Genomic DNA, 17,238 nt, shown 5'->3' with positions numbered 1-17,238 from the left:
GGAGAGCATTCCTAAAAACGTGATTTTAATCACGCATTTTGACTTAATCTGTGGACAGTTTGTGAAAAGGTGAGCATATAAACATCGTTCCAATAGTGATAAGGGTTTAAACGCTTTCGAAGCGATGTTTTTAGTCAAAATTCCTTCACAAATTTGGCCTTTTTTCCCTCAAGGAATCGCTGTCCCAATGACCCGTTTTTTGATGTTAAAGCAGCTATGAATAATCAACCAAAAACGAAACTTCATACGTTTAAGAAAAAATATAGTGGGTAAAATGATGGAGGAAAAGCCCAATTTTTCCTATTTCACTTGCAGTTCTTATATAAATTCTATACAATACTGAATATAATCAAAAATTAATGAAGCGTTGAAAAGGAGTAGTAATGTTCTACACACGTGTTAGAGAGTTGACGGGTGGTGCAAGTCAATCGTTGATGAACATGAACTCGCCTTTGAGCAACAAGCATGAACTGCAAATGTGCAAATTAGTGCTTGTCGTATGATCCGCGTTAAGGGTGAATGAAGTGAGTGCACAATTTGTCACTAATGTGGGTGGTACCGCGGGAAGAATACATATCCTCTCGTCCCTTTTGGGATTAGGGGTTTTTTGTTTTTTTATAGGTTTTTTTAGCATTTGTAACTGATTAAGGAGGAAGTCTTATGAGTTTTAATCACCAAAAGATCGAGAAAAAATGGCAGCAGTACTGGGAACAGAACAAAACATTTAAGACAACTGAAGACCAAGGAAAGCGTAAATTCTATGCGTTAGACATGTTCCCATATCCATCTGGAGCGGGATTGCACGTTGGTCACCCTGAAGGCTATACGGCTACTGATATTTTAGCAAGAATGAAGCGTATGCAAGGATACAATGTTCTTCATCCAATGGGATGGGATGCATTCGGTTTGCCAGCTGAACAATATGCTTTAGATACTGGAAACGACCCTGCTGAGTTCACTGAAAAAAATATCAATACCTTCCGCCGACAAATTAAAGAACTTGGATTTTCATATGATTGGGATCGTGAAATTAACACAACAGATCCTAATTACTATAAATGGACACAATGGATTTTCACAAAGCTTTTTGAAAAAGGTTTAGCATATGTAGATGAAATTCCTGTTAACTGGTGCCCTGCGTTAGGAACTGTACTTGCAAACGAAGAAGTAATCGATGGAAAAAGTGAACGTGGTGGCCATCCTGTTGAAAGACGCCCAATGAGACAATGGGTATTAAAAATTACGGCATATGCAGAACGGTTACTACAGGATTTAGATGAGCTTGATTGGCCAGAAAGTTTAAAAGAAATGCAGCGTAACTGGATTGGCCGTTCAGAGGGAGCACATGTAACCTTTAACATTGATGGACATGAAGAAACATTTACCGTTTTCACAACGCGTCCAGACACTTTATTTGGTGCTACTTATGCAGTACTTGCGCCAGAGCATCCGTTTGTTGATAAAATCACGACTCCTGAACAAAAAGAAGTAGTCAATGCCTACCTAGATAAAATCAAGAGTAAGAGTGATTTAGAGCGTACAGATCTAGCAAAAGATAAAACAGGTGTATTCACAGGTGCATATGCCGTTAACCCTGTTAACCAAGAAAAAATGCCAATCTGGATTGCCGATTATGTTCTAATGAGTTATGGAACAGGAGCTATTATGGCAGTTCCAGCACATGATGAGCGTGACTATGAATTTGCACAAAAGTTTGAATTGCCGATTAGAGAAGTCGTTGCTGGCGGTGATGTTTCCAAAGAAGCATATACTGGTGACGGTGAGCATGTTAATTCAGATTTCCTAAATGGATTAAATAAAGAAGAAGCCATTTCAAAAATGATTTCATGGCTAGAAGAAAATAAGTTAGGTAAAAAGGAAATTACCTATAAGTTACGTGATTGGTTATTTAGCCGCCAGCGTTATTGGGGTGAACCAATTCCAGTCATTCAATGGGAAGATGGAACAATGACTACTGTTCCAGAGGAAGAACTTCCACTTGTACTTCCAAAAACGAAGGAAATCAAACCTTCCGGAACTGGTGAATCACCACTTGCAAATATCTCAGAGTGGGTAAATGTCGTTGATGAAAAGACTGGCAAAAAAGGCCGCCGTGAAACAAACACAATGCCACAATGGGCAGGTAGCTGTTGGTACTACTTACGCTACATTGATCCACATAATGATCAAGCACTCGCAGATCCGGAAAAATTAAAAGAATGGTTGCCAGTTGATATATATATTGGTGGAGCAGAACATGCAGTACTTCACTTACTTTATGCGAGATTCTGGCATAAAGTTTTATATGATATCGGTGTTGTTACAACGAAAGAGCCATTCCAAAAGCTTTTCAACCAAGGTATGATTCTTGGTGAAGGTAATGAAAAAATGAGTAAGTCAAAAGGAAATGTTGTAAACCCTGATGACATCATTGAATCTCATGGCGCAGACACTCTTCGTTTATACGAAATGTTCATGGGACCATTAGATGCTTCCATTGCTTGGTCAACAAACGGCCTAGATGGTTCTCGTCGTTTCTTAGATCGAATCTGGCGCTTGCTTATCGAAGACAATGGCAGCCTATCTTCCAAAGTGAAAGTTGATTCAAATGATACTACACTTGAACGCGTGTATCACCAAACAGTGAAAAAGGTAACAGAGGATTATGAAGCATTACATTTTAATACGGCAATTTCACAATTGATGGTATTCATCAATGATGCATACAAAGCAACTGAATTGCCTAAGCCGTTTATTGAAGGCTTTGTAAAACTTCTTTCTCCAGTTGCTCCTCACTTGGCTGAAGAGCTTTGGGCGAAACTTGGAAATACAGGCTCTATTGCTTATGAATCATGGCCAGCATTTGATGAAGCAAAATTAGTTGAAGCTGAAATTGAGATTGTTATCCAAGTGAATGGAAAAGTAAAAGCAAAGCTTCATGTTCCTGCAGATGCTTCTAAAGAAGTACTTGAGCAAATTGCGATGGGGGCAGACCCGGTTAAGGAACAAATCGAAGGAAAAACAGTTCGCAAAGTTATTGCGGTACCAGGTAAGCTTGTAAATATTGTAGCTAACTAATAGCAAAAAGCCCTCCAATTGGAGGGCTTTTAACATGTAAAAGGATACCACTAATGGCAGCTTCACCATTTACTCAACCATTTCAGATTGTAGATAGTGATAGAGTAGCTTTGTAGTGTTTTCAATTGATTCTTTATGTGTTCGCTCAAATGCGTGAGAAGAGTCGATTCCAGGTCCAATTAATCCATGGATAATATCATGTCCAGAACGAATAGCAGCGGATGCATCAGATCCATAGTATGGATAAATATCTAGCTTATACCCGATTTCATGTTTTTCAGCAAGTTGGACAAGTTTTTTGCGGAAAGCATAATGATAAGGTCCACTAGCATCCTTCACACAAATGGAAACTGTAAATTCATCGGTTGATTGACCGTCTCCCATTGCCCCCATATCTACGGCTAAATACTCTACTGTTTCAGGTGTGATATTAGAGTTCCCGCCATAGCCGATTTCTTCGTTATTTGAAATAAGAAAATGAGTTGTATACGGAAGTTCAATATTCTCTGCCTTGATTTGCTTAATCAATTGAAGCAGGATACCAACACTTGCTTTGTCATCCAGATGACGAGATTTTATAAAGCCATTAACTGTAACTTCCACACGTGGGTCAAAGGAAACAAAGTCGCCAACTTCAATACCAAGAGCTCTAACTTCATCCGCATTTCTTACTTTCTCGTCAATCCGGACTTCCATATTATCTTGATTACGTTCAGCTTTACCTGCATCCTTGTATACGTGTACAGATTGCTGATGCATTAAAATAGTCCCAGTATAAAATTTACCAGTTGAAGTTTCAATTCGGCAGTATTCTCCTTCAATCGAGTTGTATTTAAATCCACCAATTAGATCAAGTTTTAATCGACCACTTGGTTTAATTTCTTTTACAATAGCACCCAATGTATCTACATGGGCTGTGAGCATACGATGTCTTTGTGTGTCCTTTCCAGGAATAGTAGCGATTAGCCCGCCTTTACGGTTTCGGTATGTATCTACATTTTCCTCTTTTAGAAGTTTTTCTACGAAAGAGATCACTTCGCTTGTGTTTCCAGAAGGACTTGGAATCGAAACAAGCTCTTTAATAAGTTGAATGGTTTCGTCTGTATTTGGATACGTCAACTTCTTTTCCCCCTTGATTTTAAGCTAGTTATAGCATACTCTTTTTTAAAAAGAAATTCTAGTTTTCAAGAATATGGAAAACTTCAATTTTAGAAAATTGTAATCCGTATTTTCGATTTGCTATAATGGTCGAGATAGAAAGTGAGAGGATGGGACCTAATGATTGAAGAAATAACAACCGAAGAACTGAAACAAAAGCTTGAAGCAGGTGAGAAGTTAGAGCTTGTTGATGTTCGTGAAGATGAAGAAGTAGCAGAGGGAATGATCCCTGGAGCAAAGCATATTAAAATGGGAGAAATTCCGGAAAATCTAGGGTTTTTTGATAAAGATACTGAATACATCATTATTTGCCGCTCTGGTGGAAGAAGCTTCAATGTCTGTGCATATCTCGATGACCAAGGCTATAAAGTCCGAAACATGGTCGGTGGAATGATGAATTGGACAGGAGAAACGAAGCGATAAAAGGAAGGGCTACCTGTATTTCTGATAAAAAGAAAAATTAATTTCAAATAAGTATTTAACGTGAATTCATATAGGATTCACGTTTTTCGTGTTGTTGAAACAATAAAAAAGTAGTAAATAACGGTAATAATTTATTGAAAAACAATAAAAATATGTTTAGAATTAAAATAATAACATTTGGAGGGGAAGAAATGACACTTTTTTTATTGCTTGGTATCTTATTAGTCGTTGTTTTGGGAATTTATCAAAACAAACTTGTGAATTACATAGGTACCAATAATCGAATAGTACAAAAACTATCAAGCTATAATTGGTTCCAAAATCCATGGCTTAGTGGGTTATTTCTATTTGTTTTGAATGCAATTTTATTTGGCTCAACTTTATTAATACTCTATGGACTGAGCTTCCTGATGATTCCTTACATCCATTTATTTATTATGGTGGGAGCTGTTCTAGTAAGTCTGATTGCATGGATTATACTTTTGAATGCCTGGAAAGGTGATAAAAAGGGGCGTTTACTAAGAGGGTTTCTAGGCAGTAGCTTTTATTTAATCCTTACACTTATTTTCGCTTATATGATTGTCACGCTTGAACCACAATTTCCAGGGGACGATACCTTTATGGCATTCATCGGACTAGTCATGGCCATCACCGTAACCCTATTCGCTTTCATCACCTGTTTTTTATTTACAGGACTGTTTGCAAGAAAGGAAATGAACTAATTCTTTCATCTTGGAAGTATAAGGGAACTCTATTGGGTAAAAAAGGAAAAGATCATGGCATAAGTTTCAGATAAGAAATGACTTCTGGATAAAAGAGGAAAAAGTCATGACAAAAGTATCGGATAAGAAATGACTTCTGGATAAAAAAGGAAAAGGTCATGGCAAAAGCAGCGGATAAGAAGTGACTTCTGGATAAAAAAGTAAAAAGTCGTGGCATAAGTATCGCATAAAAAGTGATTTCTGGATAAAGGTGGAAAAAGGTATTGCATAAACGCCAGTTAATGTATTACATACTGATAAAACAGGAAAAATCCATGGCAAAACCTAGGTACATTCCTGTTATTAGACATTTATATTGTTTAAATAAAACTAGAAGCTTTATTGCAACTCTTGCCTTCCTTTTTTCGACTATATTTAAAAGGGGGTCTACGAAATGAAATATCTAAAAGGGATACTCGTTTTAGTGTTACTTTTTCTGATTTTTATTGGGTTATTTCCACGTCAAGCATATGCATGTTCATGTGCCTATCCTGAATCTGTAAAGGATGAGTTAAATAGAAAAACGGCCGTATTCTCTGGAAAGGTCATTAAAATGGAGGATGAAAATAAACGTTCTTATATTAAATCTAGTGCCGATCCAATTGAGGTATTATTTGAAGTCAATGAAAGTTGGAAAGGTGTTGAGACCTCTCAAGTTATTGTAAGCGCTGCAAGATCTAGTGCAAGCTGTGGATATGAATTTGAATTGGATAAGGAATATATTATCTATGCCTATGGGGAAAACGATAACTTAGAAACAGGATTATGTGAGAGGACGGCATTATTATCTGAAGCAGGGGAAGATTTAGCGATTCTTGGCCAGGGGAAAGCACCCACCGAACAAGTGGATTTACAAGATGAACTAGGAAATTCGAATCTGTTTTTGTATCTTGCCATCAGTGTCATTTTACTAGTTATAGGATTCTTATTCCGTAAAAGAATGAAAAAATCTTAATTTGTAAGCTTATAAGTCTAAAACTCTGTCAATACTAGTGTTGGAGGTGGAGTTTATGGCTTTGAAGGTTAAGGTTTTTGATGAAGAACATGAAGAGGACCTTGAACATAAGATGAACCGCTTTTTAGAACAGATTGGCGAAGGAGATATTATTGATATCAAATTCCAGGTCGGCGTTTCTTGCGATCAAGAGGATGACCAAATCTTTTGTTTTTCTGCGATGGTCATATATAGAGCCTAACCCACAATAACTAGAGTGAGTTAGGCTCTGCTTTAATTTCGAATAGTTGATGCTTGTTTCCCTGCGTTTTCGCCTGCTAATCTTCCCGTCACAAGGGCTGATGTTATATTGTAGCCACCCGTATATCCGTGGATATCAAGAATTTCTCCACAGAAAAAGAGTCCCTTCATGAGTTTTGATTCCATTTCCTTTGGATGAATCTCTTTGATTGAAACACCACCACCAGTTACAAATGCTTTCTCAATTGGTAAGGTGCCATTTACTGTGAATTGGAATTGTTTACAATCCTTAGCAAATGCACGAATCCGATCATGAGGCAAGTTTGCAAATGTAACCTGAGGGTCAATCTCATTTCTTTCTAATAAAAAGAGTAAATATCTTTCTGGTAGAAATCCTTTTAAGATATTTTTTAATGCCTTCTTAGGCTCTTCTTTCACTAGTTTCAATATTTGCTGAAAAATTTGCTCTTCGTTCATTGTAGGAAGCGCATCAATACTAATAACAACATCATCTACTTTAAACTTCTTCATCGTCTTGACAACAAACTGGCTACATCGTAAAACAGCCGGTCCCGAAATTCCGAAATGAGTAAATAACATGTCCATTTGATGGGTAATTACCGTCTTACCTTTAGGGTTCAGGACACTAACAGCAACATCTCGTAATGCTAGTCCTTGTAGGGATTTATTTTTAATAAAATCTTCGTTAGATGTTACCGGAACTTCGGTAGGGAATAGGTCTGTGATCGTATGACCGGCAGCCTTTGCCCATGCATATCCGTCCCCAGTCGAACCTGTTTGCGGTACAGATTTTCCGCCGACAGCTACAACGATACAACTTGCTTCTAAGTATTCACCGTCTTTTAAATGCACTCCTGCGACCCGATTATCTCTATATTCGAGCTTAGCAACTGGTGTATCTACTTTAATATGAACTTCTAAAGAATCAAGTTGAGTTAATAAGGCATCGACAACAGACTGGGCTTTATTTGTCGTTGGAAACATCCTGCCATGGTCTTCTTCTTTTAGTTGTATCCCTAACTTTTCAAAAAACGCGATAATATCTTCGTTATTAAATACAGAGAACGCGCTATATAAAAATCTTCCGTTACCTGGGATATGCTTGATGATTTCTTCTATGGGGAGTCGGTTTGTAACATTGCAACGTCCTCCACCTGAAATTGCAAGCTTTCTACCAAGCTTGTTCCCTTTATCTAAAAGAAGAACCTTCGCTCCTTGCTCTCCAGCAGCAATCGCAGCCATTAAGCCTGAAGGTCCCCCTCCGATTACAATTACATCATACTGCAAATAGAACACTCCTTATAATCAAATACGCCTTGGCGTACCAAGTTGGATTAAGTTAATCTAAAAATCGTTGGCGGTCCTTGGGAGAAGGAAGCATACAGCTTTCCTGTTTTCCAAACCATTTATAACGATTATTGGCAATTACATGATAAAATATATCCCTGATAGGTGCTGGCACAAATCTAAAAATCGAAAGGAAACGATATGGCCCTTTGAGATTTCGACAGACCCTAAGTGCAGCACTTGATTTTGTAAAATAATGCTCACCTTCAATTAATATGAAACTATTTATGTTTTCGGATATACCATGTGTTCTCAGCAGGTCTTTTCCCACTTCACTTTGAAGGGATGCAAAATGATAACGTTGTTTCAAATCTCTTTTAAGGATAAATTGGACACTGCTGTTGCAAAACGTACAAACACCATCAAACAAAATAATTTCTTTCATGGCTTTCCACACTCCCATGCTTTCCTTATTACATCATATCATGGGATTGTTTGTTGAAACATAGAATAACGTTGAAATTAAAAACTAACAAGTCTAAACTATACATGACAAAGCTAAAGAAGCCAATAAGTCAAGAAACAGACAAATAATTATAGGTTAATAATTTTTATAAGTATGATAAAATTGTTTAGTTAGTCTTCAAATATAAAGATTGGGGATTTTATATGTCAGATTCGAAACTATTGCGTGGGACGTTTGTTTTAACCCTTGCTACATATATTTCTCGAGTACTTGGAATGATCTATGTGTTTCCTTTTGTTTATTTAGTTGGAAGCCTTGGATCTGCCCTTTATTCTTATGGGTATGCACAATATACAATATTTTTATTTATATCAACAGCGGGAATTCCAGCTGCTGTTTCTAAATTTGTTTCGAAATATAACTCATTAGGCGATTATCATACCGGGATGAGGATGTATAAGTCTGGACTAATTGTAATGGGGCTTACGGGTTTAGTCGGTTTTACAATCCTTAACTTAATTGCACCCATTCTTGCGCCAATTGTTCTTGGTGGGGGAGATGCAGGAAATACGGTTGAAGATGTTACATTCGTGATACGAATGGTAAGCTTTGCACTACTTGTCGTTCCGATTATGAGTATTCAACGAGGATTCTTCCAAGGTCACCAATCAATGGGACCAACTGCTGTTTCACAGGTTGTGGAGCAGATTGTCCGTATTTCCTTTGTTCTTGCAGCAACTTTTATTGTGATGAAGATAATCGATGGAGAGAGAGTATTTGCTGTTGGATTAGCTACATTTGGTGCCTTTATTGGGGCGCTTGGTGGATTAGCAGTCCTCCTATGGTATTGGTTTAAGCGAAAGCCATACTTAGAGGAAATGCTCGCGAAAAGTAAGCCACAAACAGATATGTCAACAAAGGAGATGTTTAGGGAGCTGTTTTCCTATGCAGGACCTTTTGTCATTGTAGGACTTGCGATTCCGCTTTATCAATATGTTGACCAACTTACGTTTAACAAAACAATGATGAGCAACGGAGTCGATAAAGATATATCAGAAGGACTATTTTCATATGTCACCTTCATGGTTCCAAAATTGGTTATGATTCCTGTGTCTTTAGCGACAGCATTTAGTCTAACGCTTGTACCAACGATTACAAAGTCGTTTACATCAGGGGACTTTAGTTTACTAAGAAGTCAAATTGATAAGACCTTTCAAATTTGTGTGCTTCTAGTATTACCAGCCGTTGTTGGTTTATCAGTATTAGCCTATCCAGCTTTCAATGCATTTTTTGAGATGAGTGAAGCAGGCGGTCGAATTTTAAGATGGTATGCACCTGTCGCAATTCTATTTTCTTTCTATTCGATTTCAGCTGCAATTCTACAAGGAATTAATAAGCAAAAGTTTGCAGTGGTAAGTTTATTTATGGGGCTAATTCTCAAAATTAGTTTCAATAGTCCGTTTATCTCCTGGTTTGGTGAAATTGGATCAATTCTTGCTACTGCCCTAGGATACACAGTTGCCATTTTATATTGTTTCTGGATGATTGCAAGACATGCAGGATATAAATACTCAATGTTTGCAAGAAGGTCGTTATTAATGGCTATTTTCGCAACCGTTATGGCATCGGCTATATTTTTAATCGGATGGTTATTATCTTTTGTTGTCGGATTTGAAAATGGTAGGGCGCAGTCAGTCTTCGTGCTCTTAGTTGGGGTTGTAGTTGGGGCTGCTGTTTACCTATTCTTAGCTTATCGATCACGACTATTGGAGGTCCTTCTCGGCAATCGATTTGCATTTTTATCAAGAGATAGAAAAAAGGCTGTTCAGTAAGTGACAGCCTTTTTTTCGAATATATCTATTCGATTTGTGTGGGAAAAATTAGTTTATTCCGGAATTAGAAGGTTCTTACGGTGTTAGTCTTTTTAATCACGAATTCCTAAGCGACGTTCAATCCGATCAACACGACGATCTAAACGGTCAATTTGGTTGTCTAGTCTTTGGATTTGGCGTTCTAGTTGATCAAGACGACGGTTAACGTTTCCTGCGCCTCCTCCAGGGAATCCAGGAAAGAATGGTTGTTGTTGTTGACGATAATCATAATAATACATGGTGTATCGCTCCTTTTTCTTTATAAAAATACAATAACAGTGTATGTATGAAGGGCGTTTGTGCAATGAATAAAACGCCCATTCTAATAAAGAATGGGTATTCGCTGAGTAAAAAGGAGGTATTTGCATTGCGAATTGATAAATTACTTGCCAATCGAGGATTTGGAAGTAGAAAAGAGGCTAAAAGCCTATTAAAATCTGGAGCTGTTCAAATAAATGGAGTAGCTATCAAAGATTCTAGTAAGCATGTAAATGTAGAATCAGATTCAGTCACCGTTCATGGTGAAATAATCGAATACAAGGAATTCATTTATTTAATGCTAAATAAACCTCAAGGTGTTATATCGGCAACTGAAGATCATCTTCATGACACCGTTATTGATTTATTAGAAATGGAAGATACGGTCTACAATCCTTTTCCAGTCGGACGTTTGGATAAGGATACAGAAGGTTTATTGCTGTTAACAAATGACGGTCAGCTTGCACATCAATTGCTTTCACCAAAAAAACATGTGCCTAAAACCTATATTGCCATTATTGAAGGTGAAGTAACTCAAGAGGATGTGGAGGCATTTCGAAATGGGGTTACGCTTGATGATGGATATGAAACAATGCCAGCAGAACTAAAAATCATCAGCAGTGGATTGCGCTCTGAAATCGAAGTAATCATTGAAGAAGGAAAATTCCATCAAGTAAAGCGAATGTTTGAGTCGGTAGGGAAGCGAGTCATCTATTTGAAAAGGGTTAAAATGGGGCCATTACCACTAGATGAGTCTCTCGAGTTAGGGGAATATCGTGAGTTAACAGATGATGAGGTATTGCAATTAAAAAACTATACGAAAAATTAACAAGGGCTGTCATTAAGACAGCCCTTTGTCATTGCAAATATAGTTTCTATGTATGTATCTGTATGAATAGGCTTTCTAGTGTGAAGTTATTTGCTACCTTCTTCAAGCGCCCCTTAAAATTGGTTGCTAAGATATTTTGACTTTCTTTTTTGTGATTGTCCATTTTCCTCGGCTAGGGCTGCGAACCAAATCATTATATGCTAACACATTCAAATCACGCTGAATGGTTCTTGATGTTATTCCAAATTCATCAACAAGCTCCTGTGTTGTTACAGTCCCTTTTTCGTTAATAAACATGTAGACTGATTTGATACGAGTTAACATACGGTTTGTTGAAGGCTTCAAAAAACCACTCCTTATCATTTTTGTACATGCCAGACATGCCTCAGTCTTCCTATTAATCAAATCGCTTTTCAAAAATATCAATTGGTATGAAGTATTCATATTTTAAACAAACAATCTTATATATATGTCCTTTTATCACCTCTTCTCTTTACAGGTGCGTTTGCTATATATATATAGTTGTAACTGAATAGTATGACTATTTCCGCAAAATTTTTCAAGAATTTACATTTTACTTCTATTATTATCATAAATTATTTCTACTATTCTGTTTTTTACATTTTAATTACAGTTTGGTAAAGGTCGTCCAAAAAAAGGAAACTTTTTTTCAGGATTTTCGTATGTAATGGTGGAGGGGTTGTGAATGGAACAGACATTATTGGTAGTCTCGATACAGGATTCGGGCTATGAAGAAAATAATAAAATTGTAGAAAATCTTTCTTTTTCAATCAACCGAGGCGAAATCGTTGGGCTTATAGGGCCTAATGGTGCAGGTAAAAGTACAACGATCAAAACAATTCTCGGATTATTGGAAAACACAAATAGCAAGATTAATTTTATCAATAACCATACATATGCTTATATTCCGGAACGTCCGGTTTTTTATGATGAATTGACATTATGGGAACATCTCGATCTTGCGGCGGGTGTGATGGAGATTGAAGACTCACAGTTTAATGAAAGGGCGATGAAACTAGTTAATCTCTTCCATATGGAAAAAGTGATACATAAGCTTCCAAGTACTTTCTCAAAAGGGATGCAGCAAAAGGTTATGCTCATAACGGCCTTTCTAATAAAACCGGATATTTATATAATTGATGAACCGTTTGTCGGATTAGATCCAATGGCGATGCAGGACTTTTTAACGCTAATTGATGCTGAGAAAAAACGTGGGGCAGGAATTTTGATGTGTACACATGTATTAGATACTGCGGAAAAGGTATGTGATCGTTTCCTATTGGTAGCGAGTGGGAGGCTTAAGGCCGAGGGCAATCTTGAAAACATTCGAGCAGAAGCCAAACTTCCTGAGGCTGCACTTTTACAGTGTTTTAACCAAATTGTACAAGGTGAAACGTCGAATGAATAAAAGTCTATTTAGAACTCGACTTCGTAAAGAGATTGGGTATCAATGGGGTGTATTTAAAAGTGTAGTAGATTGGACCATTTTCCTCTATTTATTCATTCCTGCCCTTGCGATAGGGGGCTATCATTATTATTTATGGTGGTCTGAAATTCCAAGCTGGGTTAATGGTTTCCCACTTTCCTTTCTATTTATTTTGCTTTACTTTTTTTGCTGGGAAGGACGGATCCGGACATTTTTGGAGGAAGCAGATCAATTATTTTTACTTCAAAAACGCTACCTTGTTGTGGCTTTGAAAAAGTCAACACGTAATCTATATGTTCTTGGCTATAGTGTAGGAGTACTTATTCTTGTAGGGATATTAGCGCCATTTTTATTCAATCAGTACAACCTATCCTGGTTGGATATCCTTAGCGTTACCTTTTATTTTATCAGCCTAAAAGCTCTAGTCCTTGGATGGAAGCAATCCCTAGACGATATCGTTTCGCCATGGAAAAAAGGCTTTTTTATAGTTTTACTATTCATTGCATTAGGTGCTTTCACATCTTCATTTGTAACTTGGGCACTTGAACAGTTTGCTTTACTATTACTAATGATTGGCCTTATTCAATGGTTCATATTTTGGGTGTATTCTTCGAAAAGGATAGACAAGCTTACAACCTTTTCTAAGGATGTTGAGCTAGAGAAAATGCTTAAGCTGAAATACGTTAGGAGTATCTTTGTTTTTTCCGAATATGTAGAAAAAACACCAAATCAAAAGAAGCGAAGCCCACTTTTTTATCGGAACTCAAAACGAATTTATAAAAAACGTAATCGCCAGAAAAGTTTACAGGAATTATTTATTAAAGTCTTTTTCCGGAACAAAACCTATTTGTTTCAATGTTTACAAATCTCGAGTATCACGACAGCAGCCTTGTTTGTCATCCCTCCAATTTGGATCAAATGTATAATCTTTTTTGGCTATATTTTCATAGTAAGAATGTGGATAAAGATTGTATATAAGCGGGCTATGTCCAATCACTTTATCGTCAATGTTAGAAAAGATGATAATATTCGTATACAGGCGGAACACTATATTGTGAATTTAATATCGCTTCCTGTAATATCAATTGTAGGAATAATACTAATTTTGATCATAGTGTAAGGAGAATTAGGATGGAACAGATTAACTGGCTTGAAGAAGTAACAAAACGCAAAGACCAATTGATTAAAGATACGCAAGATTTTTTGAGAATAAAAAGTGTCCTTGATGAAGAAAATGGAACTCCAACTGCACCGTTTGGTGCGGGAATTGATGAGGCATTACACTATTTATTAGACAAAGGTAGTGCGGAAGGCTTTAACGCTAAAAACCTTGATGGCTATGCAGGTCATCTCGAAATGGGTTCTGGAAATGATTTGGTTGGTATTTTATGTCATATTGATGTTGTACCAGAAGGGGATGGATGGTCTAGTGATCCGTTTGGGGCAGAAATTCGTGACGGAAAAATAATTGCAAGAGGCTCACTTGATGATAAAGGTCCAACAATGGCTGCATATTACGCGATGAAAATAGTAAAGGAATTGAATTTGCCACTCTCTAAGCGTGTCCGTATGATCATTGGAACGGATGAAGAAAGTGATTGGCGCTGTGTCGACCATTATTTTAAGCACGAAGAAATGCCGACAATGGGCTTTGCACCAGATGCGGATTTCCCGATTATTTATGCTGAAAAAGGAATTGCCGATTTTGATATGGTTCAAAAACGGGGTCAAGCTTCTGGTGGTGAGCTTCGCTTAGAGTCATTCAGTTCAGGGCGACGCTACAACATGGTTCCTGATTTTGCAGAGGCCAAGCTTGAAGGGAAAGCAAATCTTCAAAAAATGGTGAATGATTTCCAAGAGTTTTTACATAAAAACACATTAGAAGGTCGTGGCATTTGTGATGAAGATACCGTCATTTTTCAGCTTGAAGGTGTGTCTGCTCACGGGATGGAGCCAGACCATGGAAAAAACGCGGGCTTATATTTGGCAACCTTTTTACAAGGATATTCATTAGATGAACAAGCTACGCAATATATAAACTTCATAAATGAATATTTCGTTAGTGATTCAAGAGGAAGAAGTCTTGGTGTTGCTTATAGTGATGACATCACAGGCGATCTAACCATTAATGTTGGAAAGCTTTCCTATTCTTCAGTGAATGGTGGAAGACTCGGATTAAATTTACGTTACCCTGTAACAAATGAAATGGACGGAACGAAGAAGAAACTTGAGGAAGTATGTGAGAAGGTCGGATTCGAGCTTACGAATTACAGTAATTCTTCACCACACCATGTTGACAAGAATCATCCATTAATTGAAACCCTTCAAAAAGTCTATGAGCAGCAAACTGGTGAGGAGGCTACTTTGGTTTCAATTGGTGGAGGAACATATGCAAGGTCATTAGAAGCGGGTGTGGCATTCGGACCCTTGTTCCCAGGTCGCCCAGATGTTGCCCACCAAAAAGATGAATGTATTTTAGTAGATGACTTAGTTAAGGCAACTGCAATTTATGCTCAAGCGATATATGAATTAGCAAAATAAGATCCTAGAGCCCGCCCTAGTGGTGGGCTTTTAAATTGGGATTATGTGCTAACGCCGATAGAATCGGCCCTGGTTTCCCTTTATACGTAAGTTTGCTAAAATGATAAAATAATAAAATACATCATTTTAAAAAAGGGGCTTTAAAATGGAGCATCAAACTCACTACTTTCTTGCACTTGCACTTCCTCCAGAGACAAAAGAGCTCTTGTTTAAATGGCGCGAAATGCTTGAACCACGCCTACCGTTTAAGTCATGGGTTCATCCTGAGGATTTACACATTACGCTTGCTTTTTTAGGGGGGCAGGCATCGTTTAAACAATTGACTTCCATCAAAAAAGAAATGCCGGAAATCGCTAAGCAGCATCCACACTTTACTCTTCGACTAAATGGGCTTGGAACGTTTGGCAAATCAGATTCTCCTCGTATCTTATGGGCTGGAGTAGAAGAAAGCGAACCATTAAGAGCTCTTCAGAAAGATATCTATCAAGCGTGCACGGACTTGGGCTTTTCACTGGATAAGCGAAAGTTTACTCCACATATTACAATGGCAAGAAAATGGAAATCTGAAAATCCATTTTCTACAAATGATTTAAATGAAATCGTACAACCAAAAGAAGACCAATCACTATTAATAGCAGAGCATTTTGTGTTATATCAAACTCACTTGAATCGAACGCCGAAGTATCAGCCGTTATCGATATTTTCATTGAGCTAAAAAGGCGATGTTCAACAATTTCCCAAATGTTAAGCTTCGGATATCTGCGTCACTCGCTTCTAATTTGTCAAATTTTTGAACACGTATTAAAAAGGGGAATTTTTCGATGAGATTTGTTAAGATTTGTTTTCAAATCGCCATTTTATATATGATTTATTGGGTCGGAACATTGATACAAGGTCTTTTACACACTTCTATTCCAGGTAGTATTATTGGGATGATTTTGTTATTTATCTTGTTACAAACAAACATCATTAAAGAAAAATGGCTAGGAGAAGGGGCGCAATTTTTACTTGCGTATTTGGCACTGCTCTTTGTGCCAGCAACTGTTGGGATCATGGATTACCTCTCCTTTTTCAAAGGGAAGGGCTTTATTACGGTTGCTATTGTGTTATTAAGTACAATTCTAGTTATGCTTACATCAAGTATAGTTGGTGACAAATTAGCAGCTAGAAAACAACAGAAGCAAAGCAAGAGTATCGGGGAGGGCTTTGGAGCATGAATACATTATATGCGATTTGCTCTATCGTTTGTACGATCATTATCTTTCTTTTGATGACACGACTGTATAAGCGATATACCCACCCGTTACTAGTTCCAATTGCAACAACTACGTTTGTGATTCTTATTATTTTGTTATTCTTCTCAATCCCTTATGAAACTTATATGTTGGGTGGGAAATGGATAGATGAGCTACTTGGACCTGCAGTGGTGGCATTGGCCTATCCTTTATATCAAAATCGCAAATCGTTAAAGGAATTTTTCATTCCGATTATCATTGGCGTGTTTGTAGGTTCAACGACAGGAATCATAACAGGACTTTACTTTTCAAAAGTATTAGCAATCGACTCAGATATCATCCTTTCTCTTGCTCCAAAATCAGTAACATCTCCGGTTGCTATGGATATTGCAAGTGTGACCGGTGGAATTCCTGCACTGGCGGCCGTTTATGTGATGTTTGCGGGAATTTCGGGTGCTATGTTTGGTCCACTTCTTTTAAAAATGGTTAAGGTCAATCACTTTGTTGGTGTTGGTTTAGGTTTTGGGACAGCATCACATGGAATTGGTACAGCAAGGGCATTGGAAATAGGAACAAATCAAGGGGCAATAAGCTCGATTGCGATGATTTTAAGTGCGGTCTATACATCGATCATATTGCCAGTATTGTTTTCTTTTTTTCTATAATGA

At 37.5% G+C, this 17,238-nt stretch carries 18 protein-coding genes and 1 other annotated feature; of the genes, 13 read left to right on the top strand and 5 right to left on the bottom strand.

Annotated features, from left to right (window positions below):
* Positions 1 to 358: 358 nt before the first annotated feature.
* Positions 359 to 592 (top strand) — a binding site (T-box leader).
* Positions 593 to 660: 68 nt separating this feature from the next.
* On the top strand, positions 661 to 3,078 hold the full coding sequence (gene leuS, locus CKK03_RS08870) for a leucine--tRNA ligase (protein WP_099362230.1): 2,418 nt from the start codon (positions 661 to 663) through the stop codon (positions 3,076 to 3,078).
* Between the two features lie 69 nt (positions 3,079 to 3,147).
* On the opposite strand, the gene CKK03_RS08865 is transcribed toward leuS, so the two are convergent.
* Positions 3,148 to 4,197, bottom strand: a complete 1,050-nt coding sequence (locus CKK03_RS08865) for a M42 family metallopeptidase (RefSeq protein ID WP_099362229.1) — start codon at positions 4,195 to 4,197, stop codon at positions 3,148 to 3,150.
* A gap of 159 nt (positions 4,198 to 4,356) precedes the next feature.
* Here CKK03_RS08865 and CKK03_RS08860 point away from each other — a divergent pair, with 159 nt between their 5' ends.
* The 4 genes from CKK03_RS08860 to CKK03_RS08845 all read left to right on the top strand — a co-directional run bounded on the left by CKK03_RS08860 (position 4,357) and on the right by CKK03_RS08845 (position 6,616).
* Positions 4,357 to 4,659 carry a rhodanese-like domain-containing protein gene (locus CKK03_RS08860; RefSeq protein ID WP_099351927.1) on the top strand — a complete coding sequence of 101 codons (303 nt, stop codon included), beginning with the start codon at positions 4,357 to 4,359 and terminating at the stop codon, positions 4,657 to 4,659.
* A gap of 191 nt (positions 4,660 to 4,850) precedes the next feature.
* Positions 4,851 to 5,381, top strand: coding sequence for a hypothetical protein (locus CKK03_RS08855; RefSeq protein WP_099362228.1), 531 nt, complete (start codon positions 4,851 to 4,853; stop codon positions 5,379 to 5,381).
* A 433-nt stretch (positions 5,382 to 5,814) separates the two neighbouring features.
* Positions 5,815 to 6,375 (top strand): hypothetical protein, encoded by a 561-nt coding sequence (locus CKK03_RS08850; RefSeq protein ID WP_099362227.1) that lies wholly within the window; start codon positions 5,815 to 5,817, stop codon positions 6,373 to 6,375.
* A gap of 55 nt (positions 6,376 to 6,430) precedes the next feature.
* Entirely contained in the window at positions 6,431 to 6,616 is a 186-nt protein-coding gene (locus CKK03_RS08845; RefSeq protein ID WP_099351930.1) for a sporulation protein Cse60, read from the top strand.
* 32 nt (positions 6,617 to 6,648) lie between these two features.
* On the opposite strand, the gene CKK03_RS08840 is transcribed toward CKK03_RS08845, so the two are convergent.
* Both CKK03_RS08840 and CKK03_RS08835 read right to left on the bottom strand, forming a co-directional pair.
* Positions 6,649 to 7,923, bottom strand: a complete 1,275-nt coding sequence (locus CKK03_RS08840; protein WP_099362226.1) for a BaiN/RdsA family NAD(P)/FAD-dependent oxidoreductase — start codon at positions 7,921 to 7,923, stop codon at positions 6,649 to 6,651.
* A 52-nt stretch (positions 7,924 to 7,975) separates the two neighbouring features.
* Complete coding sequence (locus CKK03_RS08835; RefSeq protein WP_099362288.1) at positions 7,976 to 8,368, bottom strand: thiol-disulfide oxidoreductase DCC family protein; 393 nt, start codon at positions 8,366 to 8,368, stop codon at positions 7,976 to 7,978.
* Between the two features lie 224 nt (positions 8,369 to 8,592).
* Here CKK03_RS08835 and CKK03_RS08830 point away from each other — a divergent pair, with 224 nt between their 5' ends.
* Positions 8,593 to 10,221, top strand: a complete 1,629-nt coding sequence (locus CKK03_RS08830) for a putative polysaccharide biosynthesis protein (protein WP_099362225.1) — start codon at positions 8,593 to 8,595, stop codon at positions 10,219 to 10,221.
* A 92-nt stretch (positions 10,222 to 10,313) separates the two neighbouring features.
* On the opposite strand, the gene CKK03_RS08825 is transcribed toward CKK03_RS08830, so the two are convergent.
* Entirely contained in the window at positions 10,314 to 10,499 is a 186-nt protein-coding gene (locus tag CKK03_RS08825) for a hypothetical protein (protein WP_099362224.1), read from the bottom strand.
* Positions 10,500 to 10,627: 128 nt separating this feature from the next.
* On the opposite strand from CKK03_RS08825, the gene CKK03_RS08820 reads away from it, so the two are divergent.
* The gene (locus CKK03_RS08820; RefSeq protein WP_099362223.1) at positions 10,628 to 11,347 is read left to right on the top strand and encodes a pseudouridine synthase; all 720 of its coding nucleotides are present in this window, start codon (positions 10,628 to 10,630) and stop codon (positions 11,345 to 11,347) included.
* 126 nt (positions 11,348 to 11,473) lie between these two features.
* Here CKK03_RS08820 and CKK03_RS08815 read toward each other — a convergent pair whose 3' ends face one another.
* On the bottom strand, positions 11,474 to 11,692 hold the full coding sequence (locus CKK03_RS08815) for a DeoR family transcriptional regulator (RefSeq protein ID WP_010678476.1): 219 nt from the start codon (positions 11,690 to 11,692) through the stop codon (positions 11,474 to 11,476).
* Between the two features lie 361 nt (positions 11,693 to 12,053).
* Between CKK03_RS08815 and CKK03_RS08810 the strand changes: the two genes are divergently transcribed.
* From CKK03_RS08810 to CKK03_RS08785, 6 genes are all read left to right on the top strand, one after another.
* The gene (locus tag CKK03_RS08810) at positions 12,054 to 12,776 is read left to right on the top strand and encodes an ABC transporter ATP-binding protein (protein ID WP_099362222.1); all 723 of its coding nucleotides are present in this window, start codon (positions 12,054 to 12,056) and stop codon (positions 12,774 to 12,776) included.
* A complete protein-coding gene (locus CKK03_RS08805; RefSeq protein WP_099362221.1) occupies positions 12,769 to 13,914 on the top strand; it encodes an ABC transporter permease in 1,146 nt (381 codons plus the stop codon). The genes CKK03_RS08810 and CKK03_RS08805 overlap by 8 nt, the downstream gene beginning before the upstream one ends.
* Before the next feature lie 11 nt (positions 13,915 to 13,925).
* Positions 13,926 to 15,335 (top strand): dipeptidase PepV, encoded by a 1,410-nt coding sequence (pepV, locus tag CKK03_RS08800; RefSeq protein WP_099362220.1) that lies wholly within the window; start codon positions 13,926 to 13,928, stop codon positions 15,333 to 15,335.
* Positions 15,336 to 15,480: 145 nt separating this feature from the next.
* Positions 15,481 to 16,050, top strand: coding sequence for an RNA 2',3'-cyclic phosphodiesterase (thpR, locus tag CKK03_RS08795; RefSeq protein ID WP_099362219.1), 570 nt, complete (start codon positions 15,481 to 15,483; stop codon positions 16,048 to 16,050).
* A 106-nt stretch (positions 16,051 to 16,156) separates the two neighbouring features.
* The gene (locus tag CKK03_RS08790) at positions 16,157 to 16,552 is read left to right on the top strand and encodes a CidA/LrgA family holin-like protein (protein ID WP_099362218.1); all 396 of its coding nucleotides are present in this window, start codon (positions 16,157 to 16,159) and stop codon (positions 16,550 to 16,552) included.
* Positions 16,549 to 17,235 (top strand): LrgB family protein, encoded by a 687-nt coding sequence (locus CKK03_RS08785; protein ID WP_099362217.1) that lies wholly within the window; start codon positions 16,549 to 16,551, stop codon positions 17,233 to 17,235. Before CKK03_RS08790 ends, CKK03_RS08785 begins: the two co-directional genes overlap by 4 nt.
* Positions 17,236 to 17,238: the final 3 nt, after the last annotated feature.

This window comes from Fredinandcohnia onubensis (genome assembly GCF_002734215.1).
Taxonomy (GTDB): domain Bacteria; phylum Bacillota; class Bacilli; order Bacillales; family Bacillaceae_L; genus Ferdinandcohnia; species Ferdinandcohnia onubensis.
The sequence above is the reverse complement of the archived record's forward strand: the minus strand, read 5'-3'. Positions and strand labels throughout refer to the sequence as shown.